Below are 21628 nucleotides of genomic sequence, written 5' to 3'. Positions count from 1 at the left end.
GTAGCAAAAGCGCCATCAATACCAATGATTAACACGCATACAAATCATGCTTCAACACGAAGGGGGGATTTTTTTGTTGTTGATGCCAGAGGCTAGAAACTTCGGGCCCGCCAAGCGCCACGATATGGTCACGAAACGCAGAACTGCTCAAAGATTCCCGCGACAAGAGCATTTGCTCCAGCAATGGATAGCTGATACCGGAAATCACTTCACACTGGGGATGTTTATGGCTCATTAACGAAGCCACGCGGTAAGGCGCGGCTCCGGCCATATCCGTCAGAAAGATAACGCCCTCACCGGAGTCTGTGGCATGCAGGGCATGGCACATCATGCGGCTTAGCATATTTGAACTGAGGCCACGCCAGAAGCTCACCGCCCGGCACTGCACCTGTGGACCGTACTTTTTTTCCAGACGCTGCAGCATATCCTGTGCCTTATCGTCATGACAGGTAATTACCCAACCTAACATTGCCTACCTCCTTAGCAGGCAAGTAGTTTATCAGGGTGATAAATATGTAAGGGTGATAAACATCAAAAGTTTCCTCTCCCGTTCGGGGAGAGGAAAAGGGGTTAGCTGCGCAGCCCGCGCCCGCGCTGAATCAGACACCAGCACAGTAAATAAAACGCGGCGATGAACACCACCAGCACACCGAAGGTCGTCACCAGCGGCACATCGTGAATGCCGAGGAAGCCGTAGCGGAACCCGCTAATCATGTAGACAATTGGGTTCAGATGCGACAGTCCCTGCCAGAACGGCGGCAGCAGCGTTAACGAATAGAACACGCCGCCCAGATAGGTCAGCGGTGTCAGCACGAAAGTTGGGATCAGGCTGATATCGTCAAAGGTTTTGGCAAAAACTGCGTTAAGCAGGCCAGCCAGCGAAAACAGCACCGCCGTTAACACCAGCGTGAGCGCCACAAAGACCCAGGAATGCACCTGGAACGGTACGAAGAACAGTGAAATAGCCGTGACCAGAATGCCCACACACAGACCGCGTGCCACACCGCCGCCGACAAAACCGGCGATGATTACGTGCGTCGGTACCGGTGCAACCAACAGTTCTTCAATGTTGCGCTGAAACTTGGCGCTAAAGAACGACGACGCCACATTGGCGTACGAGTTGGTAATCACCGCCATCATGATAAGCCCCGGCACGATAAACTGCATGTAGCTAAAGCCGTGCATTTCACCGATCCGTGAGCCAATCAAATTACCAAAGATAATAAAATAGAGCGTCATGGTGATGACGGGCGGCACCAGGGTTTGCACCCAGATACGCATAAAGCGGTGGATCTCTTTCGCCCAGATGCTTTTCAGCGCAACCCAGTAAAGCTGCATCATGCGCGATCTCCTTGTTTTTCATGAACCAGAGAAACAAACAGCTCTTCCAGCCGGTTCGCCTTGTTCCGCATACTCAATACCTGAATACCCTGAGCGCTCAGCTGCGAGAACACGCTGTTCACCCCCTGCTCGCGCAGAACTTCAACTTCCAGCGTTGAGGTATCAACCAGACGGTATTGATAGCCTTCCAGCTTAGGTAGTGGGCTTTTCGCCGCCAGATCGAGAATAAACGTCTCAGATTTGAGCTTGGAGAGCAGATTCTTCATCGAGGTATTTTCTACCAGCTCACCGTGCTGAATAATGCCGATGTTCCGGCACAGCATTTCCGCTTCTTCGAGGTAGTGGGTGGTTAGAATAATCGTCGTACCTTTATCGTTTAAATCCTTCAAAAAGCCCCACATTGAGCGGCGTAATTCAATATCAACACCGGCAGTAGGTTCATCGAGGATAAGCAACTTTGGCTCATGCATCAGCGCGCGGGCAATCATCAGGCGACGCTTCATCCCGCCGGACAGCATACGCGCACGCTCGTTGCGTTTTTCCCACAGGTCGAGCTGCTTTAGATAAATTTCACTGCGTTTAACCGCCTCTTTATACTCAACGCCGTAATATCCCGCCTGATTCACCACGATCTGCTGCACGGTTTCAAACGGGTTAAAGTTGAACTCCTGTGGCACCAGCCCAAGCTGACGCTTGGCGTTAACCGTATCTTTATCAAGATCAAACCCGAAGACGCTCACCCGCCCGGAGGTTTTATTCACCAGCGAGCTGATTATCCCAATGGTGGTGGATTTTCCTGCGCCATTCGGTCCCAAAAGCGCATAAAAATCACCCGCTTCGACTTGCAAATCTATGCCCCGTAACGCCTGAACGCCACCGGGATAGGTTTTTTTAAGTTGTTGAAGTTCCAGAGCAATGGTCATGGTTTTTTACTTACCTTACGTTCTGACATTTTATATATAGTTTAATTAATGCTGGAGTTACCCTATATTAGCCCATCGAATTTATCTGGCTTCGGGTCGTACAACTCCATGAAAGACATAGATACACTCATCAGCAACAATGCACTATGGTCAAAGATGCTGGTAGAAGAGGATCCCGGATTTTTTGAAACGCTGACACATGCCCAGAACCCGCGTTTTCTATGGATTGGATGTTCCGATAGCCGCGTTCCCGCTGAACGTTTAACCGGTCTTGAACCCGGTGAACTGTTTGTTCACCGTAATGTGGCTAATCTGGTTATTCACACCGACCTGAACTGTCTCTCAGTGGTTCAGTATGCGGTGGATGTGCTGGAAGTGGAACACATTATTATTTGTGGCCACTATGGATGCGGCGGCGTCCAGGCAGCTATTGAAAATAAAGAACAGGGGCTGATTGATAACTGGTTGCTGCATATCCGCGATATCTGGTTTAAACACAGCTCACTGCTGGGCGAAATGCCGCAGGAACGTCGCATGGACACCCTGTGCGAACTGAATGTTATGGAGCAGGTCTATAACCTGGGCCATTCGACAATCATGCGTTCAGCCTGGAAACGCGGTCAGAAAGTGACGATTCACGGATGGGCTTACGGTATTCATGATGGTCTGCTGCGCGATCTGGACGTCACGGCCACCAGCCGCGAAACGCTGGAACAACGCTACCGACAGGGGTTGTCGAACCTCAGCCAGAAGCACAGCAACCATAAGTAAGGTGATATTGCCGGGTGGCGGTTACGCCTTACCCGGCCTGCAAATCAGCGCCATAGGCCTGATAAGCGAAGCGCCATCAGGCGCTCCAGCCTATTACTCGTCCAGCAACACCACTTTGCCAACATATGGCAGATGGCGATAACGTTGCGCATAGTCAATGCCGTAGCCCACAACGAACTCATCTGGAATGGAGAAACCGATAAACTCGACCGGTACGTTCACTTCACGGCGAGAAGGTTTATCCAGCAACGTACAAATCGCCAGAGATTTAGGTTCACGCAGGCTCAGGATTTCACGCACTTTTGACAGCGTGTTGCCGGAGTCGATGATGTCTTCAACAATCAGCACGTCTTTGCCACGAATGTCTTCATCCAGGTCTTTGAGGATTTTAACATCACGGGTGGTGGACATTCCGCTGCCGTAGCTGGAGGCGGTCATGAAATCGACTTCGTGGGAGACATGCACTTCACGGCACAGGTCAGCCATAAACATAAATGAACCGCGTAACAGGCCTACCAGCACCATATCACTGCCGCTGTCCTTGTAACGCTCGTTAATCTGACGTCCCAGTTCGGCAATACGCGCTTTGATCTCCGCTTCCGGGATCATGACTTCTACAGTATGTTTCATAAAAGAAATAACTCACTGATTTTTATCAGTTAACACATCATGCAAATCGAAAGAAAGCGCTTACCTTGATACACCGACAGAGAGACGGTGGCTCGCACTAACCACAAAACTTGCGACAGCATACAAACAATTCAGTGGGTGAAGTATACCAGCAAAGAGACCGCATTCCTCTGATAGTTACTCAGAGAACCTGCGCACACATTCTAACGCGCGCTGAATGCACAAAAGCCGGGCAACGACCCCGGCTTTTAGCGTGAGCAAAATCGGGCTTTTTCAGGTCAGAACGTTTCCCAATGTTGATCCTGGGTAGTAGAGACAACGCGATCCTGGCGCGGAGCGTCCTGCGGTGATTTTCGTGCCCCACTCACCGCCTTCTCGCGGGTAATACGAAATACCGCAACGGCCTGCCGCAACTGTTCGGCCTGTTGCTCCAGTGAGGCCGCCGCCGCCGCAGACTCCTCTACCAGCGCGGCGTTTTGCTGGGTAACGCTGTCCATCTGCGAAACCGCGAGGCTAACCTGTTCAATCCCCCGACTCTGCTCTTCAGAAGCAGACGCAATTTCGCCCATGATATCGGTCACACGGGTCACCGCCGCGACAATTTCTGCCATGGTTTTACCAGCATCCGAAACCTGCTGCGATCCCATGCCGACACAGTGGGTTGAATTATCAATCAGCGCTTTGATCTCTTTTGCTGCCTGGGCACTACGGCTTGCCAGAGTCCGGACTTCACCTGCCACAACCGCAAAACCGCGCCCCTGTTCTCCGGCTCTGGCCGCTTCTACCGCGGCGTTCAGCGCCAGAATGTTGGTCTGGAATGCAATACTGTCGATAACGTTCGTGATCTGCGCGATTTGCTGCGAACTGTCCGCTATTTCACTCATCGTATGAACAACGGTATCAACAACACGACCGCCGCGAGCGGCAGTATCAGAGGCGTTTTTCGCCAATTGGGTTGCCTGTTTCGCATTGTCCGTATTCTGCTTCACTGTCGCAGTCAACTGCTCCATGCTGGCGGCAGTTTCCTCAAGCGAGGCCGCCTGCTGCTCGGTGCGCGAAGAAAGGTCATTGTTGCCCGAGGATATTTCAGCGGCCCCGGTATGAATTGACTCCGAGCTATTGCGTACGGCAGTGACTGTCGAAATCAGCGACTGTTGCATCTCTTCCAACCCCATTGCCAGTCGGCCCATTTCGTTGCGACCTTCAACATCAAGCTTATGGGTTAAGTCGCCACCGGTAATGACGCGAATATGCTCCATTATCTGCGCCAGCGGCTTCAGCAGGATGTGTTGCAGCCCGCTCCAGATCATGCCCAGAACGATCAGCACAACCAGAACGATGCCTCCCAGCGTCCACTGCATACGGGAAAAACTGAGCTGATTCTCCGCAGCAGCGTGCTGCAGCAGCGCATTATTCTCGTTTCGCCAGTGGTCATAGCTCGCTTCCATCTCATCCTGCGCTTTCTGGGCATCAAGATCGCCATAAGCCTGATAGTTATTCGCTCGCAGATACTCAATCGATAATTTCATCACTTCGTGCATCTGGCGATACTGCTTTTCCATTTCACTGGCGATCTGCGGATCTTGCCCTGTAACCTGCGGTAATCCCTGATACTGGGCGAAATAGCCTTCGGCCTTCTTCATTGAATCACTGGCGGTATTGAGCAGCGTGTTGATCGCGGCCAACGAGGCGGGATCGCGCTGATTTTTTAAAAAGCGGATGGCGACGCGCGTCACCGTAACACGGGTTTTAATCAACGTATTGACGCTGTCACTCAGATTTTCTTGCTGAGCATTGAGGGTGCCTGAGTTCTGGAAATTATGCCTGTCATTGTTTACCGCAGAATAAAACAGGCTTCCCGTAACGGCCTGCAGTAAACAGAAAATGGCGAGAACCAGCAGGATACCGGTAATAACACGAATATTTTTAATCACGTTTTTTCATCCATTGAACTCACATTGGGTACATGATGATTATCGGCCCCAAAGGCGATTACTTTATGTTCAATGGCAGAATATGCAGGGGATGTGCCTTACCCGACCGACAAGAAATATCCTGCTGGCCGGGCAAGCGTAGAGATGTCGTTGTTTAAACCGTAAAACCGAGCATCATGCCGGTGTCTTCATGCTCCAGCAGATGGCAGTGCGCCATATAGGCATGTTCTTTCGGCGCATCGTGGTCAAACTTCACCAGCACCTCGCTGACGCCACCTTCGACACGCACGGTGTCCTTCCAGCCTGCGCGATGCGCGGCTGGCGCTTTGCCATTCTCAGACAAGATGCGGAACTGCGTGCCGTGAATATGGAACGGATGCAGCATCATGTCACCCTGACCGGAAATGACCCAGCGTTCATGCTGGCCTTTCGTCGCGGCAAACATCGGTTTATTCATATCAAAGGGCAGGCCGTTAATCCGATTGGCGTTATGGAAATCAAACGACCCGCCATGTTTCATATTGCTCATATCACCCTGCTTCATGCTGCCCATATTGCCGTGATTCATATTGCCGTGGCCCATGTTGCCGTGACTCATGTTGCTGCTGTTCATATGGCCCATCATTTGCCCGTGATCCATCCCGGCCATCGCCTGATCACCATACTTTTGCATCAGCATCTGCATGCCCATCATGTCGAGCATCGGGTCCATCGACAGTTGCAGTTTACGCACCGTCAGGCCATCCAGAGAAGGCAGCGCTGGCAGGGCGGTCAGCGTATCCGGCAGCGTCCCGGAAGCGGTAATAAGCAGCGGCTGAATGCTCATCACCGGATGCGGCTTATCAAATGGCGCGATCGCCATCCCCATCTGGCTCACCGGCAGAGTGACCAAATCAAAGGCTTTTCCGTCGCTCACATCCACCAATACTTCAAAACGCTCCCCCATCAGCATCGGCAGTTCGGTCACTTTAACCGGCTCGGCTAACAATCCACCATCACTGGCAATCACGTACAGGGGACGGTTATCGCTGGCCGCGATATTAAGCGAGCGTGCGTTACAGCCATTCAGCAGACGCAGGCGCAACCAGCCGCGTGGTGCGGCATGTTGCGGATAAATCGCCCCATTGGTTAGCAGTGTATCGCCAAACCAACCGACGGCGGCGGTCATCATATCCAACTGATAATTAATTTGTCCGTCAGCGGAAAACTGTTTGTCCTGCATAATCACCGGCACATCGTCGATACCCCACTGCTTCGGTAGCAATAGTTTGCGGATCTCATCATCTTCAATCAGCACCAGTCCGGCCAGGCCCATCGCAACCTGACGTCCGGTTTTCCCGTGTTGATGTGGATGGAACCAACAGGTTGCTGCCCGTTGCGCAGGGGTAAAGGTCACTGAGCGCTTCCCGCCCGCCGGAATAACGCCTTGCGGCCCGCCATCAACCTCTCCAGGGATTTCCAGCCCATGCCAGTGCAGCGTCGTCTCTTCGGCCAGCTGATTATGGATATCCACACTCACCGCCTGACCTTTATTCAGTTTTACCGCGGGTCCGAGCACGTTACCGTTATATCCCCAGGTGGTAGCGGTTTTCCCGGCAAACGTCGACTGCCCGGCTTTCACAATCAGTTGTATGCGATTAGAAGCATCCGCAGTTAGCAGGTCAGGAATGGGTAACGCAGGACGGTCAGCCGCAAAAACGGTGCGGCTCCACAAAGGTAAAGCTGACGCGACGCCCAGCGCCACGGAGTACTTTAAAAAGTCACGACGTTGCATATTCATTTCCTTATATTCAGCAGCTTAAGCAGGCTATCTTTTAAGCATAAGCCCTCCCCCTACGGGAAGGTCAAGTGAACGGCTGATAATAAAGGTCGTCGCTTCGCTCGCAGTATGCTAACGTTTAATTTCCGTGATGCAGTGGTAGAAGCAATGAAGACGTTTTTCAGAACAGTTTTGTTCGGCAGCCTGATGGCAGTATGCGCAAATAGCTACGCGCTTAGTGAATCCGAAGCCGAAGATATGGCCGATTTAACGGCAGTTTTTGTTTTTCTGAAAAATGACTGTGGCTACCAGAATTTGCCCAACGGGCAGATACGTCGCGCACTGGTCTTTTTTGCTCAACAGAACCAGTGGGACCTCAGTAATTACGATACCTTCGATATGAAAGCACTCGGTGAAGACAGCTATCGCGATTTGAGCGGTATTGGGATTCCGGTCGCGAAAAAATGCAAAGCGCTGGCGCGCGACTCCTTAAGCCTGTTGGCTTACGTCAAATAAGGCACCGTGCCCGATGGCGCTACGCTTGTCGGGCCTACGAACGGAGAATGACATCGTTGTGCCAGGCCGGGTAAGCACAGCGCCCCCGGAAGAGGCGAGTGCGAATCAACGCTGTTGCACAAATTCACGATACGCGGCAACCACCTGCAAGAAATCTTCAACGCCGCACAAAGATAAACTCTCTTCGTCGTAGTAATTCATTCCTTCTTCCATTTCATCGCCCGTGAACTCCAGTTGATTGGCGCGAACCATAACCTCTTCGCCATCCAGCCAGAGCGTGTATTCATGCCCTGCTCGCTGCCAGGAACGTTCACTGCCTTTTACCGCACGCGCCGCCTGTTCCACTTCATCAAGCAAGGCCAGGTTATCTTTCACTTCTTCATTAAACCAGTGCCCCACGACTTCATGGCCCATGGACATACGCACTAAAACCCGCCCGGTAACATCGCGCAGAAATTCGTAATCCATAATGTCTTCCTCTGCTCCCGGCAATGCGCCAATACCGCATTGCACCTTGCTGTAATTATCGCAGCAGCGCGGCAGAAAAAAAGTGTAGCGGGTATAAGGAATGGAAATAAAAATGCCCGGAGAAGTCAGCTTCTTCGGGCATTGATGCGTTTTTACGCTAAATGTGGTCGCGAATTAAACCGCAGTCTGGAAAATCACGCTGTCTGCTTTCTCGGTGTACTGAGAGAGCTGATCAAAGTTCAGATACCGGTAAGTATCCACGGCCGTTTTATCTACCTGCGCCACATAGGTCTGATACTCTTCCGCCGTCGGCAGTTTACCAATCAGCGCAGCAACCGCCGCCAGCTCTGCAGAAGCCAGGTAGACGTTCGCCCCCGTACCTAAACGGTTCGGGAAGTTACGGGTCGAGGTAGAAACGACTGTCGCACCGTCTGCCACACGCGCCTGGTTACCCATGCACAGTGAACAGCCCGGGATCTCAATACGCGCCCCGCTCTTACCAAAGACGCTGTAATAGCCTTCCTCGGTGAGCTGTGCCGCATCCATACGCGTTGGTGGAGCAACCCACAGACGCGTCGGCAACTGGCCTTTATGCGCATCCAGCAGTTTACCCGCGGCACGGAAGTGACCAATGTTTGTCATGCAGGAACCGATGAACACTTCGTCGATCTTCTCGCCCTGCACGTCAGACAGCAGACGCGCGTCGTCCGGATCGTTCGGTGCACACAGGATCGGCTCTTTGATATCCGCCAGATCGATGTCGATCACTGCCGCGTATTCGGCGTCAGCATCGGCTTCCAGCAGTTGCGGGTCCGCCAGCCATTTTTCCATACCCTGAATGCGACGCTCCAGCGTACGACGATCGCCGTAACCTTCTGCGATCATCCATTTCAGCAGAACGATGTTAGAGCTGAGGTATTCAACGATCGGCTCTTTGTTCAGCTTGATGGTACAACCGGCAGCGGAACGCTCAGCGGACGCATCGGTCAGTTCGAATGCCTGCTCAACTTTCAGATCCGGCAGACCTTCAATTTCCAGAATGCGGCCAGAGAAGATGTTTTTCTTACCTTTCTTCTCAACGGTCAGCAGACCTTGTTTGATCGCGTACAGCGGGATGGCATGAACCAGGTCACGCAGGGTGATACCCGGCTGCATTTTGCCTTTGAAACGCACCAGAACAGATTCCGGCATATCCAGCGGCATCACGCCAGTCGCAGCCGCAAACGCCACCAGACCAGAACCCGCCGGGAAGGAGATACCGATCGGGAAACGGGTATGGGAGTCACCACCGGTACCGACGGTATCCGGCAGCAGCATACGGTTCAGCCAGGAGTGGATTACGCCATCGCCCGGACGCAGCGACACGCCGCCACGGTTCATGATGAAGTCAGGCAGAGTATGGTGGGTGGTCACGTCAACAGGTTTCGGATACGCAGCGGTATGACAGAACGACTGCATCACCAGGTCAGAAGAGAAGCCCAGGCACGCCAGGTCTTTCAGTTCATCACGGGTCATTGGGCCAGTAGTATCCTGAGAGCCGACGGAAGTCATCTTCGGTTCGCAGTAGGCACCCGGACGGACGCCGGTTACGCCACAGGCGCGGCCAACCATTTTCTGTGCCAGAGAGAAACCACGGCTGCTTTCCGCCACATCTTTCGCCTGACGGAATACATCACTGTGCGGCAGACCCAGCGCTTCACGCGCTTTGGTGGTCAGGCCACGACCGATAATCAGCGGAATACGGCCACCGGCGCGCACTTCGTCAACCAGTACATCGGTTTTCAGTTCGAAGGTAGCCAGCAGTTCGTTGGTTTCGTGGTTACGCACTTCGCCCTTGAACGGGTAAACGTCAATCACGTCGCCCATGTTCAGGTTGCTTACGTCCACTTCAATTGGCAGCGCGCCCGCATCTTCCATGGTGTTGAAGAAGATCGGTGCAATTTTGCCACCCAGACACAAGCCACCACCGCGCTTGTTCGGTACATGAGGGATATCATCACCCATAAACCACAGTACGGAGTTGGTCGCAGATTTACGCGAAGAACCGGTACCAACAACGTCACCCACGTAGGCCAGCGGGTAACCTTTTTTCTGTAATGCTTCGATCTGTTTGATCGGGCCAACGACACCCGGCTGATCCGGCTCGATACCTTCACGGGCGTTTTTCAGCATCGCCAGGGCGTGCAGCGGAATATCAGGGCGAGACCACGCGTCCGGGGCCGGAGACAGGTCATCAGTGTTGGTTTCCCCCGTCACTTTGAAGACGGTAACGGTGATTTTATCAGCCAGGGCAGGACGGTTCAGGAACCATTCGGCATCAGCCCAGGACTGCATCACCTGCTTAGCATATTCATTGCCCGCTTTGGCTTTTTCTTCTACATCGTAGAAGTTATCAAACATCAGCAGCGTTGAAGAGAGCGCTTTGGCGGCAATCGGCGCCAGTTTTGCATCGTCCAGCGCATCAATCAGCGGATGAATGTTATAACCGCCCTGCATGGTACCCAGCAGTTCGATGGCTTTTTCTGGCGTGATCAGCGGAGAGGTAGTGTCACCTTTAGCGACAGCGGCGAGAAAACCGGCTTTAACGTAAGCGGCTTCATCTACACCAGGGGGAACGCGGTTAATCAACAGGTCTAACAGGAATTCTTCTTCGCCCACAGGCGGGGTCTTCAGCAGCTCGACAAGTGCAGCCATTTGGGTTGCGTCTAAGGGTTTCGGCACAATCCCCTGGGCAGCACGCTCAGCTACGTGCTTACGGTATTCTTCTAGCACGACGATATCTCCTCGCTCTCATTGTCATAATGCGGCGCTTTTGTAGATGGGCGATTCTCTTCACGCTCCTGTGAGACAGCAGTTAGTAGGGTAAATGCCCGGTACCGCAAAAGGCACAATAACAGGATTTTCGTTGGGTGTTAATCTGTTTACAAAAAAGCAACATAAAAAATTGGCTGAATCGTTAAGGATGGTCTAATGCTCTTCGCAATGGCAAAGGGGAATGACAATTTCGCCCGCAATGTTTAGTCACAATATTTAGCTTCCTGATAATAAACTTGCGTTAACGATCCCAAGATTCGTCAAAAATTAAACTATTGTCTCTTTATACTCACGGAACACTGCACCCACTGGCGGCAGGCATAATGACTATGACGATTCTTAATGAGTCGGGAGAGATAAAATGACGTTGCCCTTTAAGCCCCATATCATTGCTCTGGCGTGCAGTGCAGGGTTATTTGTCGGTGCGGGCGTGCTGTTTGTAAACAGCCGCACACCAGAAGCCCCCTCGCAGCCTGCCCCGGCAGTAGCGCCTCAACCGCCCGTTGCGGCGGCTCCCGCAGTCGCCCCGGTGGCGCCAACCACGTATACCACCGCTCAACTCGATCAGTGGGTTGCCCCTGTTGCGCTCTACCCTGACCCGTTACTGTCTCAGGTGCTGATGGCCTCAACGTATCCGTCAAACGTGGTGCAAGCGGTTCAGTGGTCGCGTGATAATCCGACACTGCAAGGTGACGCCGCTATTCAGGCAGTGTCCGGCCAGTCATGGGACCCCAGCGTGAAGTCGCTGGTGGCATTTCCGCAACTGATGGCCCTGATGGGCGAAAACCCTGACTGGGTACAAAACCTGGGGAATGCGTTTCTGGCACAGCCACAGGACGTGATGGATGCCGTACAGCGCCTGCGTTTGCTGGCTCAGCAAACAGGCTCGCTAAAATCCACACCGCAGCAAACGGTCACGAACACCCAGAAAACAACCGTGGTTCAGACGCCGTCATCATCAACGACGAAAGTGACCAGCAGCGCGCCCACCTCGACGGTTATCAAAATTGAGCCGACCGATCCACAGGTGGTATATGTGCCGAACTACAATCCAACCGTTGTTTACGGCAGTTGGCCTAATACCGCCTACCCACCGGTCTATCTGCCGCCCCCTCCGGGCGAGCAGTTTGCCGATAGCTTCGTCAAAGGTTTCGGCTATAGCCTGGGCGTTGCGACGACCTATGCGCTGTTCAGTAACATCGACTGGGATGACGACGACCATCACCATGATGATGACTATCATGACCATGACGGCCCTCACGGCGGTAATGGCTACCAGCACAACGGAGATAACATCAATATTGATGTTAACAATTTCAACCATATCTCCGGACAAAACCTGAAAGGGCAAAATATTGCCTGGCAGCACAACCCTGCGTACCGTAACGGCGTGCCTTACCAGAACGACGCGGTCGCACAACGTTTTCATCAGACCAACGTTAGCGGGGGTTTAAGCGCCACTCAACATACACCGACCACCGCAGCCACACGAGACAGCCAGCGTCAGGCCGCAATGACGCAGTTCCAGCAGCGTAGTCAGACCTCCCCGGCAAACCTGTCGGGTCAGACATCGCGGGATGCTCAACGCAAAGCCGCCTCTTCACAGCTAAATCAAATAGCCCAGCGCAATAACTATCGTGGCTATGACGAAACACAAAACAACAGCCGTCGTGAAGCAGCACAGAAGACGCTGAATAAATCAACGACGCAACAGCAGCACCGCTCTGAGCTGAAGTCAAAAGCTCAGCAGCATCCGGTTTCACAGCAGCAAAGGGAAACCGCTCGCCAACGCGTTGAATCATCCAACTCGCAACAACGTCTGGCCTCCCGCCAGAATACGCATTCAAACGTCTTCAGCGGGAATGACAGTCGCTCACCGTCGTGGCAGTCCCAGCAACTGCGTGGGCAGGAAAGCCGTCGCGCGGGCAACCTCAACAGCGGGCAGCGCGCTGCGGCACGTGAGAATTTTTCTGAGCACCACGAATTTCGCCGTCGTTAACCGGAGCCGATGATGAAAAAAATTATGTTAAGCGCCCTGTTGCTCACCTTGCCGCTGGTGAGCTATGCGCAACAGGCGTTCACCTCCCCCGAAGAAGCGGCCAGTGCATTTGCCGCTGCAGTGGCGCAGCAAAATGAAAAGCAGCTCACGGTGCTACTGGGTGAAAACTGGCGACATTTTTTGCCACCAGAAGGGGCCGATCCGGAAGCGGTGGCACGTTTTAATCGCGACTGGAAGGTGAGCCATCACATTGTGCAGCAGGACAATATGGCGCATCTCAACGTGGGGCAAGATGACTGGCAGTTACCCATACCGATGGTGAAAACCAGCAAAGGCTGGGCGTTCGATATGACCGAAGCCCAGGAGGAGATCCTCACTCGAACGATCGGTCGCAACGAGCTTTCAGCCATCGAAGCACTGCACGCCTACGTTGACGCGCAGCAAAGCTATTACGCGCTGAACAAATCGTATGCGCAAAAAATTGTCAGTAGCGAAGGTAAAAAAGATGGGCTTTACTGGCCCGTCGCACCAGGCGAAGCGCCAAGCCCTCTGGGACCCGCCTTCAGCCCACAAGAACCCGGTACGGGCTATCACGGTTATCGTTTCCGCATACTGCCGGACAAAGCCAGTGGTTTTGCCATGATTGCGTGGCCGATTAGCTACGGTCGCACTGGGGTGATGAGCTTTATGATTAGCGGCGATGACAATGTTTATCAGGCCAACCTTGGCGAAGCATCGCAACAGAAAGCGCAGGCGATGACTGAGTACAGCCCTGAAAAAACCTGGCAGCCTGTAGCACCGTAAAGCGAGGTTAAGCCGTAGGCCGGGTTAGCGCTAGCGCCACCCGGCATGTTGCCTGAAATAACGGGTAGCTTTAGGCAAAAAAAAACGCCTCCAAAGAGGCGTTTTCACAAAAGCGGGAAGATTACTTCTTCTTCGCTTTCGGGTTTGGCAGGTCAGTAATGCTACCTTCAAAGATTTCTGCCGCCAGACCCACTGACTCGTGCAGAGTCGGGTGCGCGTGGATAGTCAGCGCGATATCTTCAGCGTCACAACCCATTTCGATTGCCAGACCGATTTCGCCCAGCAGCTCGCCGCCGTTGGTACCGACAATCGCACCACCGATAACACGGTGAGATTCTTTGTCGAAAATCAGTTTGGTCATACCGTCTGCGCAATCGGAAGCGATAGCACGGCCAGAAGCAGCCCACGGGAAGGTGGCGGTTTCGTAGCTGATGCCTTTTTCTTTCGCTTCTTTCTCGGTCAGACCAACCCATGCAACTTCTGGTTCAGTGTATGCAATGGATGGGATAACTTTCGGATCGAAGTAGTGTTTCTTACCGGCGATAACTTCAGCGGCAACGTGACCTTCATGAACACCTTTGTGTGCCAGCATCGGCTGACCGACGATATCGCCGATAGCAAAGATGTGCGGCACGTTGGTGCGCAGCTGTTTGTCGACACGGATGAAGCCACGGTCGTCAACTTCCACGCCAGCTTTGCCCGCGTCGAGGTTTTTACCGTTCGGTACACGACCGATAGCGACCAGCACAGCATCGTAACGCTGAGCTTCGGCAGGGGCTTTTTTGCCTTCCATGGAAACGTAGATACCGTCTTCTTTCGCTTCAACGGCGGTCACTTTGGTTTCCAGCATCAGGTTGAATTTCTTGCTGATGCGCTTGGTGAAGACTTTAACCACGTCTTTATCGGCAGCCGGGATAACCTGGTCGAACATTTCAACCACGTCGATCTCTGAACCCAGCGCATGGTACACAGTACCCATTTCCAGACCGATGATACCGCCGCCCATTACCAGCAGGCGCTTAGGAACAGTTTTCAGTTCCAGTGCATCGGTGGAATCCCACACGCGCGGATCTTCATGCGGAATAAACGGCAGTTCGATCGGACGGGAACCCGCCGCGATGATTGCGTTGTCGAAGTTGATTACGGTTTTGCCGTTTTCGCCTTCAACTTCCAGGGTGTTTGCCCCGGTAAATTTACCCAGACCGTTAACCACTTTCACTTTACGGCCTTTGGCCATACCCGCCAGACCGCCGGTCAGCTGAGTGATAACTTTTTCTTTCCAGGTACGAATCTTGTCGATATCGGTTTTCGGCTCGCCAAAAACGATACCGTGTTCAGCCAGTGCTTTGGCTTCTTCGATAACTTTTGCTACGTGCAGCAGCGCTTTAGAAGGGATACAGCCGACGTTCAGACAAACACCGCCAAGGGTGCTGTAACGTTCTACGATGACGGTCTCCAGACCTAAATCTGCGCAACGGAAGGCAGCAGAGTAACCTGCAGGGCCTGCCCCAAGTACCACGACCTGAGTTTTGATTTCAGTGCTCATCATGACCTCTTAATTTATACCCGTCGTCCAGCGGGTCGTTCTATCCGCCCGTATTTTACAAAATTGTTAACAATTTTGAAACAACAAACGGCAACCGATTTGTCTTTCGCACAATAACCTCACTGACTTCATGAGATTACCAGAAAAAAGCCGGCCGTCGGGCCGGCTTTTTCGCTTACATCACCAGGCGGCGAATGTCAGACAGCATGTTGTTGATGATGGTGATAAAGCGCGCACCATCCGCACCGTCAATTACACGGTGGTCGAAGGAGAGCGAAATCGGCATCATCAGACGCGGCATAAACTCTTTACCGTTCCACACTGGCTCCATAGAGGACTTGGAGACACCGAGGATAGCCACTTCCGGCGCGTTCACAATCGGCGCGAAGTGGGTAGTACCCAGGCCACCGATGCTGGAGATGGTGAAGCAACCGCCCTGCATTTCGCCAGCGGTCAGCTTGCCATCACGCGCTTTCTTGGAGATCACGGTCAGTTCACGAGACAGCTCGGTAATGCTCTTCTTGTTCACGTCTTTGAAGACCGGAACAACCAGACCATTAGGAGTATCAACCGCTACACCGATGTTGATGTATTTCTTCAGGGTCAGGCGCTGACCGTCTTCAGACAGGGAGCTGTTGAAGCGCGGCATCTGTTCCAGAGCTGCGGCAACGGCTTTCATGATGAAGACTACTGGGGTGAATTTCACGTCCAGTTTACGTTTTTCAGCTTCGGCGTTCTGCTGTTTACGGAACGCTTCCAGATCGGTGATATCGGTCTTATCGAAGTGGGTAACGTGCGGGATCATCACCCAGTTACGGCTCAGGTTAGCACCAGAGATTTTCTGGATACGGCCCAGTTCCACTTCTTCGATTTCACCAAACTTGCTGAAGTCCACTTTCGGCCAAGGCAGCATGCCCGGGATACCGCCACCTGCTGCTGCAGCCGGAGCCGCTTCAGCACGCTTGATAGCGTCTTTCACGTAAGCCTGAACGTCTTCACGCAGGATACGACCTTTACGGCCAGAACCTTTCACTTTCGCCAGGTTCACACCGAATTCGCGCGCCAGGCGACGAATCAGCGGCGTTGCATGAACGTAAGCGTCGTTCTCAGCAAACTCAGATTTGCCTTCCGCTTTCGCTGCCGGAGCTGCGGCTTGCGCAGGTGCTGGTGCAGCGGCCGGAGTCGGAGCAACTGCTTGCGCAGGAGCGGCTGCAGGTGCTGCGCCTTCGACTTCGAAGACCATAATCAGAGAACCGGTTTTAACTTTGTCGCCGGTGCTGATTTTGATTTCTTTCACGGTACCCGCGAACGGTGCCGGAACTTCCATCGACGCTTTATCGCCTTCAACGGTGATCAGTGACTGTTCAGCGGCAATTTTATCGCCCACTTTAACCATCACTTCAGTGACTTCAACTTCGTCACCACCGATATCCGGTACGTTAACTTCTTTCGAGCCGGAAGCAGCCGGAGCCGCCGCTGCTGCTGGAGCCGCCGCCTGAGCCGGTGCTGCAGCAGGCGCTGCGCCCGCTACTTCGAAGACCATTATCAGGGAACCGGTAGACACTTTGTCACCCGTGTTGATTTTGATCTCTTTAACGGTACCCGCGAACGGTGCCGGAACTTCCATTGACGCTTTGTCACCTTCAACGGTGATCAGAGACTGTTCAGCGGCAATTTTATCGCCCACTTTAACCATCACTTCAGTGACTTCAACTTCGTCGCCGCCGATGTCCGGTACGTGTACGTCTTTCGCCGCAGAGGCAGCAGGTGCTGCTGCCGGAGCTGCTTCTTTCTTCTCTTCTGCCTGAGCAGGTGCAGCTGCTGCTGCACCGTCGGCGGAATCGAAAATCATGATCAGTTTGCCGGTCTCAGTTTTGTCGCCAACAGAGACTTTGATCTCTTTAACGATACCCGCCTGAGGGGACGGAACTTCCATAGAGGCTTTGTCGCCTTCTACGGTGATCAGCGACTGTTCAGCTTCAACTTTGTCGCCTACTTTGACCAGGATCTCGGTGATTTCAACTTCATCAGCCCCGATGTCCGGTACATTGATTTCGATAGCCATTATTCTTTTACCTCTTACGCCAGACGCGGGTTAACTTTATCTGCATCGATGTTGAATTTGATGATTGCGTCAGCAACCACTTTCTTATCGATTTCGCCACGTTTAGCCAGTTCGCCCAGGGCCGCTACAACCACGTAGGAAGCATCAACTTCGAAGTGGTGACGCAGGTTTTCACGGCTGTCAGAGCGACCGAAACCGTCAGTACCCAGTACGCGATAGTCATCAGCCGGTACATAAGTACGAACCTGTTCGGCAAACAGTTTCATATAGTCAGTAGATGCTACTGCCGGAGCGTCGTTCATCACCTGAGCGATGTACGGAACGCGCGGAGTTTCCATCGGGTGCAGCATGTTCCAGCGCTCACAATCCTGGCCATCACGCGCCAGTTCAGTGAAGGAGGTTACGCTGTAAACGTCAGAACCTACACCGTAGTCGTTCGCCAGGATCTGTGCTGCTTCACGCACGTGACGCAGGATAGAACCGGAGCCCAGCAGCTGAACTTTACCTTTCTTACCTTCGAGGGTTTCGAGTTTGTAGATACCTTTACGGATACCTTCCTCGGCACCTGCTGGCATTGCCGGCATGTGGTAGTTTTCGTTCAGCGTAGTGATGTAGTAGTAAACGTTCTCTTGTTTCTCACCGTACATACGCTCCAGACCATCGTGCATGATGACCGCAACTTCGTACGCGTAAGACGGATCGTAAGAGATACAGTTCGGGATAGTCAGAGACTGAATATGGCTGTGACCATCTTCGTGCTGCAGACCTTCACCGTTCAGCGTCGTACGACCGGAAGTACCACCAATCAGGAAGCCACGAGCCTGTTGGTCGCCTGCCTGCCAGCACAGGTCGCCGATACGCTGGAACCCGAACATGGAGTAGTAGATGTAGAACGGGATCATCGGCAGATCGTTGGTGCTGTAAGAGGTCGCAGCAGCCAGCCAGGATGCGCCAGCACCCAGTTCGTTGATACCTTCCTGCAGGATCTGACCTTTCTCGTCTTCTTTATAGTAAGCAACCTGCTCACGGTCCTGCGGGGTGTACTGCTGACCGTTCGGGCTGTAGATACCGATCTGACGGAACAGACCTTCCATACCGAAAGTACGCGCTTCGTCAGCGATGATCGGCACCAGACGATCTTTGATCGACTTGTTCTTCAGCATCACGTTCAGGGCACGAACGAAAGCAATAGTGGTGGAGATTTCTTTGTTCTGCTCTTCCAGCAGCGCACCGAAGTCTTCCAGAGCCGGCAGTTCCAACTTCTCGGTGAAGTTCGGTTGACGAGCTGGCAGGTAGCCATGCAGTTTCTGACGCTGAGCGTGCAGATAAGTGTGCTCTTCAGAACCTTCCGGGAAGGTGATGTAAGACAGGTTTTCAACCTGCTCATCGGTCACAGGAACGTTGAAACGGTCGCGGATATAACGCACGCCGTCCATGTTCATTTTCTTAACCTGGTGAGCGATGTTTTTACCTTCAGCGGTGTCACCCATGCCGTAACCTTTGATGGTATGGGCCAGGATTACAGTTGCTCTGCCTTTAGTTTCCTGCGCTTTTTTCAGTGCAGCGTAGACTTTCTTCGGATCGTGACCACCACGGTTCAGAGCCCAAATCTGCTCGTCAGTCCAGTCAGCAACCAGGGCTGCGGTTTCCGGGTATTTACCGAAGAAGTGCTCACGTACGTATGCGCCATCTTTGGATTTGAAGGTCTGGTAGTCGCCGTCAACGGTTTCGTTCATCAGCTGGATCAGTTTACCGCTGGTGTCTTTACGCAGCAGCTCATCCCAACGACCGCCCCACATGACTTTGATAACGTTCCAGCCAGCGCCCGCGAAGATGCCTTCCAGTTCGTTAACAATCTTGCCGTTACCGGTTACCGGACCGTCAAGACGCTGCAGGTTACAGTTGATAACAAAGACCAGGTTGTCCAGTTTTTCACGAGTCGCGATGGTGATCGCACCTTTTGATTCTGGCTCATCCATCTCGCCGTCGCCCAGGAAGGCGTAAACGGTTTGTTTAGAGGTATCTTTCAGGCCACGGTGTTCCAGATATTTCAGGAATTTAGCCTGGTAGATAGCACCGATTGGGCCCAGACCCATAGATACGGTCGGGAACTGCCAGAATTCCGGCATCAGTTTCGGGTGCGGGTAGGAAGACAGGCCTTTGCCATGGACTTCCTGACGGAAGTTGTTCATCTGCTCTTCAGTCAGACGACCTTCCAGGAATGCGCGTGCGTAGATGCCCGGAGAGATGTGGCCCTGGAAGTACACCAGATCGCCGCCATCTTGCTCATTGCGTGCACGGAAGAAGTGGTTGAAGCAAACATCATATACCGTTGCGGAGGACTGGAAGGATGCCATATGGCCACCCAGCTCAAGATCCTTTTTAGACGCACGCAGTACGGTCATGATGGCGTTCCAGCGGATAGCAGAACGAATACGACGTTCCAGCTCCAGATTGCCCGGGTATTCCGGTTCATCTTCAACGGCAATAGTGTTTACATAATTGCTGGCCCCTGCACCTGCCGCTACTTTCACGCCGCCTTTGCGGGCTTCTGAAAGCAGTTGGTCGATCAGATACTGAGCACGCTCAACACCTTCTTCACGGATGACCGATTCGATCGCCTGTAGCCAGTCGCGAGTTTCGATCGGATCCACGTCATTTGGGAAACGTTCTGACATGGGGGTATTCCTTATCTATCTAATACGTTGAGTTATCTGGAACCTGTCCCATTGTGTTCTCGCTCGCGAGAGCACAATAAGACAGGTTCTGCGTTTAGTTGCCGCGCACTTTATATGGCGCTTGATTTACAACATCTTCTGGTTAACGTTCTGCCAGAAAAATCACTAATTCTTTCGTTGCTCCAGACGGCGTAAGGCGCGTTCACGACGGCTTTCCTCACGGCTTCTGTCCAGCAGGATCTCTTCGATAAACGCCAGGTGGCGGTGGGACGCTTCACGCGCCTCTTCCGGCTTCCCGGCGATAATCGCTTCAAAAATACGCGTACGGTGACTGCTAACCAGTGGCAGCATTTCACGACGCGCATACAGCAATTCGAAGTTTTGCCGAACGTTCTGGGCCAGCATCGGCTCCATACACCTTAGCAAATGGAGCAGTACCACATTATGTGCCGCTTCGGTGACAGCAATTTGATACTGAAGTACGGCATCAGATTCACCGTCAAGATCGCCGGACTGTTGAGCAAGCTCGATCGCATGGTGGAGTTCACGGATACGTGTTTTGTCTTCATCCGTGCTGCGCAGTGCAGCGTAATAAGCTGCAATACCTTCCAGCGCATGGCGCGTCTCAAGCAGGTCAAACTGGGATTCAGGATGGTCGGAGAGCAGCTCTACCAGTGGGTCGCTAAAGCTCTGCCACAGGCTGCTCTGAACAAAAGTGCCACCGCCCTGACGACGAAGCAGTAACCCCTTCGCTTCAAGGCGTTGGATCGCCTCGCGTAAGGAGGGGCGGGAGACGTCGAACTGTTTTGCCAGCTCGCGTTCCGGTGGGAGTTTTTCTCCGGGGCGAAGTGTCCCCTCAAGAATTAAAAACTCCAGCTGCTGCTCAATCACATCGGAGAGTTTTGGTTGGCGGATTTTGCTGTAGGCCATGATTTCCTGTCTTAAGCCATTTGCCCGGAGTCAATTGGTCTTACCAATTTCATGTTCTTGACGCTAAAGTAACAAAGTATTCACCTTCTGTCCATACAGGTTTTGATTGAAATCAGTAAAGGAGGCATATTTTAACAACATTACAGAAATAACGTTTCAAACATGTAACTATGCACAAATGTTAAATTTACCCATCCCGAGGTAGTTTTAACCGAATTGAAACGAAAAAATATATCATTTGAACCGATTCACCTGCCTATTTATCGATTTATCAATCACTATTTACGAATAAAAATTCAAATTGGAAATTTTGTGGTAGATAAACTCGCGCTTACAAATGGTTTCTTTTTATTCAACTCGTCACTCGCGCCGCATAAAGCAGGTGCATTCGCGCCCACATAACATTATTCTGATTAAGACAAAAGTCTTTAGGCAACATTTCATAATTCA

General features: G+C 52.6%; 16 protein-coding genes. 4 read left to right on the top strand and 12 right to left on the bottom strand.

Annotated features, from left to right (window positions below; genetic code table 11):
- Window positions 1-28: 28 nt before the first annotated feature.
- The 3 genes from RYZ59_RS09755 to RYZ59_RS09745 all read right to left on the bottom strand — a co-directional run bounded on the left by RYZ59_RS09755 (window position 29) and on the right by RYZ59_RS09745 (window position 2264).
- Entirely contained in the window at window positions 29-469 is a 441-nt protein-coding gene (locus RYZ59_RS09755) for a PTS sugar transporter subunit IIA (RefSeq protein WP_318046264.1), read from the bottom strand.
- Window positions 470-570: 101 nt separating this feature from the next.
- Window positions 571-1341, bottom strand: a complete 771-nt coding sequence (locus RYZ59_RS09750) for an ABC transporter permease (protein WP_318046266.1) — start codon at window positions 1339-1341, stop codon at window positions 571-573.
- On the bottom strand, window positions 1338-2264 hold the full coding sequence (locus tag RYZ59_RS09745) for an ABC transporter ATP-binding protein (protein WP_202039476.1): 927 nt from the start codon (window positions 2262-2264) through the stop codon (window positions 1338-1340). The genes RYZ59_RS09750 and RYZ59_RS09745 overlap by 4 nt, the downstream gene beginning before the upstream one ends.
- A gap of 108 nt (window positions 2265-2372) precedes the next feature.
- Here RYZ59_RS09745 and can point away from each other — a divergent pair, with 108 nt between their 5' ends.
- Entirely contained in the window at window positions 2373-3035 is a 663-nt protein-coding gene (gene can, locus RYZ59_RS09740) for a carbonate dehydratase (RefSeq protein ID WP_003018654.1), read from the top strand.
- Between the two features lie 93 nt (window positions 3036-3128).
- Here can and hpt read toward each other — a convergent pair whose 3' ends face one another.
- The 3 genes from hpt to cueO form a co-directional block, all read right to left on the bottom strand.
- Window positions 3129-3665 (bottom strand): hypoxanthine phosphoribosyltransferase, encoded by a 537-nt coding sequence (hpt, locus tag RYZ59_RS09735; RefSeq protein WP_003018658.1) that lies wholly within the window; start codon window positions 3663-3665, stop codon window positions 3129-3131.
- Between the two features lie 278 nt (window positions 3666-3943).
- The gene (tcp, locus tag RYZ59_RS09730; protein WP_318046268.1) at window positions 3944-5599 is read right to left on the bottom strand and encodes a methyl-accepting chemotaxis citrate transducer; all 1656 of its coding nucleotides are present in this window, start codon (window positions 5597-5599) and stop codon (window positions 3944-3946) included.
- A gap of 154 nt (window positions 5600-5753) precedes the next feature.
- Window positions 5754-7373 (bottom strand): multicopper oxidase CueO, encoded by a 1620-nt coding sequence (gene cueO, locus RYZ59_RS09725; protein WP_318046269.1) that lies wholly within the window; start codon window positions 7371-7373, stop codon window positions 5754-5756.
- A gap of 153 nt (window positions 7374-7526) precedes the next feature.
- On the opposite strand from cueO, the gene RYZ59_RS09720 reads away from it, so the two are divergent.
- The gene (locus RYZ59_RS09720) at window positions 7527-7874 is read left to right on the top strand and encodes a YacC family pilotin-like protein (RefSeq protein ID WP_001295568.1); all 348 of its coding nucleotides are present in this window, start codon (window positions 7527-7529) and stop codon (window positions 7872-7874) included.
- A 105-nt stretch (window positions 7875-7979) separates the two neighbouring features.
- Here RYZ59_RS09720 and yacL read toward each other — a convergent pair whose 3' ends face one another.
- Together yacL and acnB are read right to left on the bottom strand one after the other, a co-directional pair.
- A complete protein-coding gene (gene yacL / locus RYZ59_RS09715) occupies window positions 7980-8342 on the bottom strand; it encodes a protein YacL (RefSeq protein WP_137383699.1) in 363 nt (120 codons plus the stop codon).
- Between the two features lie 174 nt (window positions 8343-8516).
- On the bottom strand, window positions 8517-11114 hold the full coding sequence (gene acnB / locus RYZ59_RS09710) for a bifunctional aconitate hydratase 2/2-methylisocitrate dehydratase (protein WP_202039479.1): 2598 nt from the start codon (window positions 11112-11114) through the stop codon (window positions 8517-8519).
- Window positions 11115-11517: 403 nt separating this feature from the next.
- On the opposite strand from acnB, the gene RYZ59_RS09705 reads away from it, so the two are divergent.
- A complete protein-coding gene (locus tag RYZ59_RS09705) occupies window positions 11518-13155 on the top strand; it encodes a DUF3300 domain-containing protein (protein ID WP_137383701.1) in 1638 nt (545 codons plus the stop codon).
- 9 nt (window positions 13156-13164) lie between these two features.
- Complete coding sequence (locus RYZ59_RS09700) at window positions 13165-13959, top strand: DUF2950 family protein (protein WP_318047464.1); 795 nt, start codon at window positions 13165-13167, stop codon at window positions 13957-13959.
- A 121-nt stretch (window positions 13960-14080) separates the two neighbouring features.
- Here the strand turns inward: RYZ59_RS09700 and lpdA are convergent, their stop codons facing one another.
- The 4 genes from lpdA to pdhR form a co-directional block, all read right to left on the bottom strand.
- Complete coding sequence (gene lpdA / locus RYZ59_RS09695; protein ID WP_003829486.1) at window positions 14081-15505, bottom strand: dihydrolipoyl dehydrogenase; 1425 nt, start codon at window positions 15503-15505, stop codon at window positions 14081-14083.
- A 175-nt stretch (window positions 15506-15680) separates the two neighbouring features.
- Entirely contained in the window at window positions 15681-17570 is a 1890-nt protein-coding gene (gene aceF / locus RYZ59_RS09690; RefSeq protein WP_318047466.1) for a pyruvate dehydrogenase complex dihydrolipoyllysine-residue acetyltransferase, read from the bottom strand.
- A 14-nt stretch (window positions 17571-17584) separates the two neighbouring features.
- Window positions 17585-20248 (bottom strand): pyruvate dehydrogenase (acetyl-transferring), homodimeric type, encoded by a 2664-nt coding sequence (gene aceE / locus RYZ59_RS09685; protein WP_048214932.1) that lies wholly within the window; start codon window positions 20246-20248, stop codon window positions 17585-17587.
- Window positions 20249-20413: 165 nt separating this feature from the next.
- Window positions 20414-21178 carry a pyruvate dehydrogenase complex transcriptional repressor PdhR gene (gene pdhR / locus RYZ59_RS09680; RefSeq protein ID WP_003018699.1) on the bottom strand — a complete coding sequence of 255 codons (765 nt, stop codon included), beginning with the start codon at window positions 21176-21178 and terminating at the stop codon, window positions 20414-20416.
- Window positions 21179-21628: the final 450 nt, after the last annotated feature.

The sequence above is a fragment of the Citrobacter sp. HN-141 genome, from assembly GCF_033341895.1.
Taxonomy (GTDB): domain Bacteria; phylum Pseudomonadota; class Gammaproteobacteria; order Enterobacterales; family Enterobacteriaceae; genus Citrobacter.
The sequence above is the reverse complement of the archived record's forward strand: the minus strand, read 5'-3'. Positions and strand labels throughout refer to the sequence as shown.

Excerpts from the sequence above, each read along its gene's own strand:
- can (WP_003018654.1), top strand. The coding sequence starts at position 2,373 with ATGAAAGACATAGATACACTCATCAGCAACAATGCACTATGGTCAAAG.
- RYZ59_RS09705 (WP_137383701.1), top strand. The coding sequence starts at position 11,518 with ATGACGTTGCCCTTTAAGCCCCATATCATTGCTCTGGCGTGCAGTGCA.
- pdhR (WP_003018699.1), bottom strand. The coding sequence starts at position 21,178 with ATGGCCTACAGCAAAATCCGCCAACCAAAACTCTCCGATGTGATTGAG.
- cueO (WP_318046269.1), bottom strand. The coding sequence starts at position 7,373 with ATGCAACGTCGTGACTTTTTAAAGTACTCCGTGGCGCTGGGCGTCGCG.
- aceF (WP_318047466.1), bottom strand. The coding sequence starts at position 17,570 with ATGGCTATCGAAATCAATGTACCGGACATCGGGGCTGATGAAGTTGAA.
- aceE (WP_048214932.1), bottom strand. The coding sequence starts at position 20,248 with ATGTCAGAACGTTTCCCAAATGACGTGGATCCGATCGAAACTCGCGAC.
- RYZ59_RS09750 (WP_318046266.1), bottom strand. The coding sequence starts at position 1,341 with ATGATGCAGCTTTACTGGGTTGCGCTGAAAAGCATCTGGGCGAAAGAG.
- RYZ59_RS09745 (WP_202039476.1), bottom strand. The coding sequence starts at position 2,264 with ATGACCATTGCTCTGGAACTTCAACAACTTAAAAAAACCTATCCCGGT.
- RYZ59_RS09700 (WP_318047464.1), top strand. The coding sequence starts at position 13,165 with ATGATGAAAAAAATTATGTTAAGCGCCCTGTTGCTCACCTTGCCGCTG.
- lpdA (WP_003829486.1), bottom strand. The coding sequence starts at position 15,505 with ATGAGCACTGAAATCAAAACTCAGGTCGTGGTACTTGGGGCAGGCCCT.
- RYZ59_RS09720 (WP_001295568.1), top strand. The coding sequence starts at position 7,527 with ATGAAGACGTTTTTCAGAACAGTTTTGTTCGGCAGCCTGATGGCAGTA.
- RYZ59_RS09755 (WP_318046264.1), bottom strand. The coding sequence starts at position 469 with ATGTTAGGTTGGGTAATTACCTGTCATGACGATAAGGCACAGGATATG.
- yacL (WP_137383699.1), bottom strand. The coding sequence starts at position 8,342 with ATGGATTACGAATTTCTGCGCGATGTTACCGGGCGGGTTTTAGTGCGT.
- hpt (WP_003018658.1), bottom strand. The coding sequence starts at position 3,665 with ATGAAACATACTGTAGAAGTCATGATCCCGGAAGCGGAGATCAAAGCG.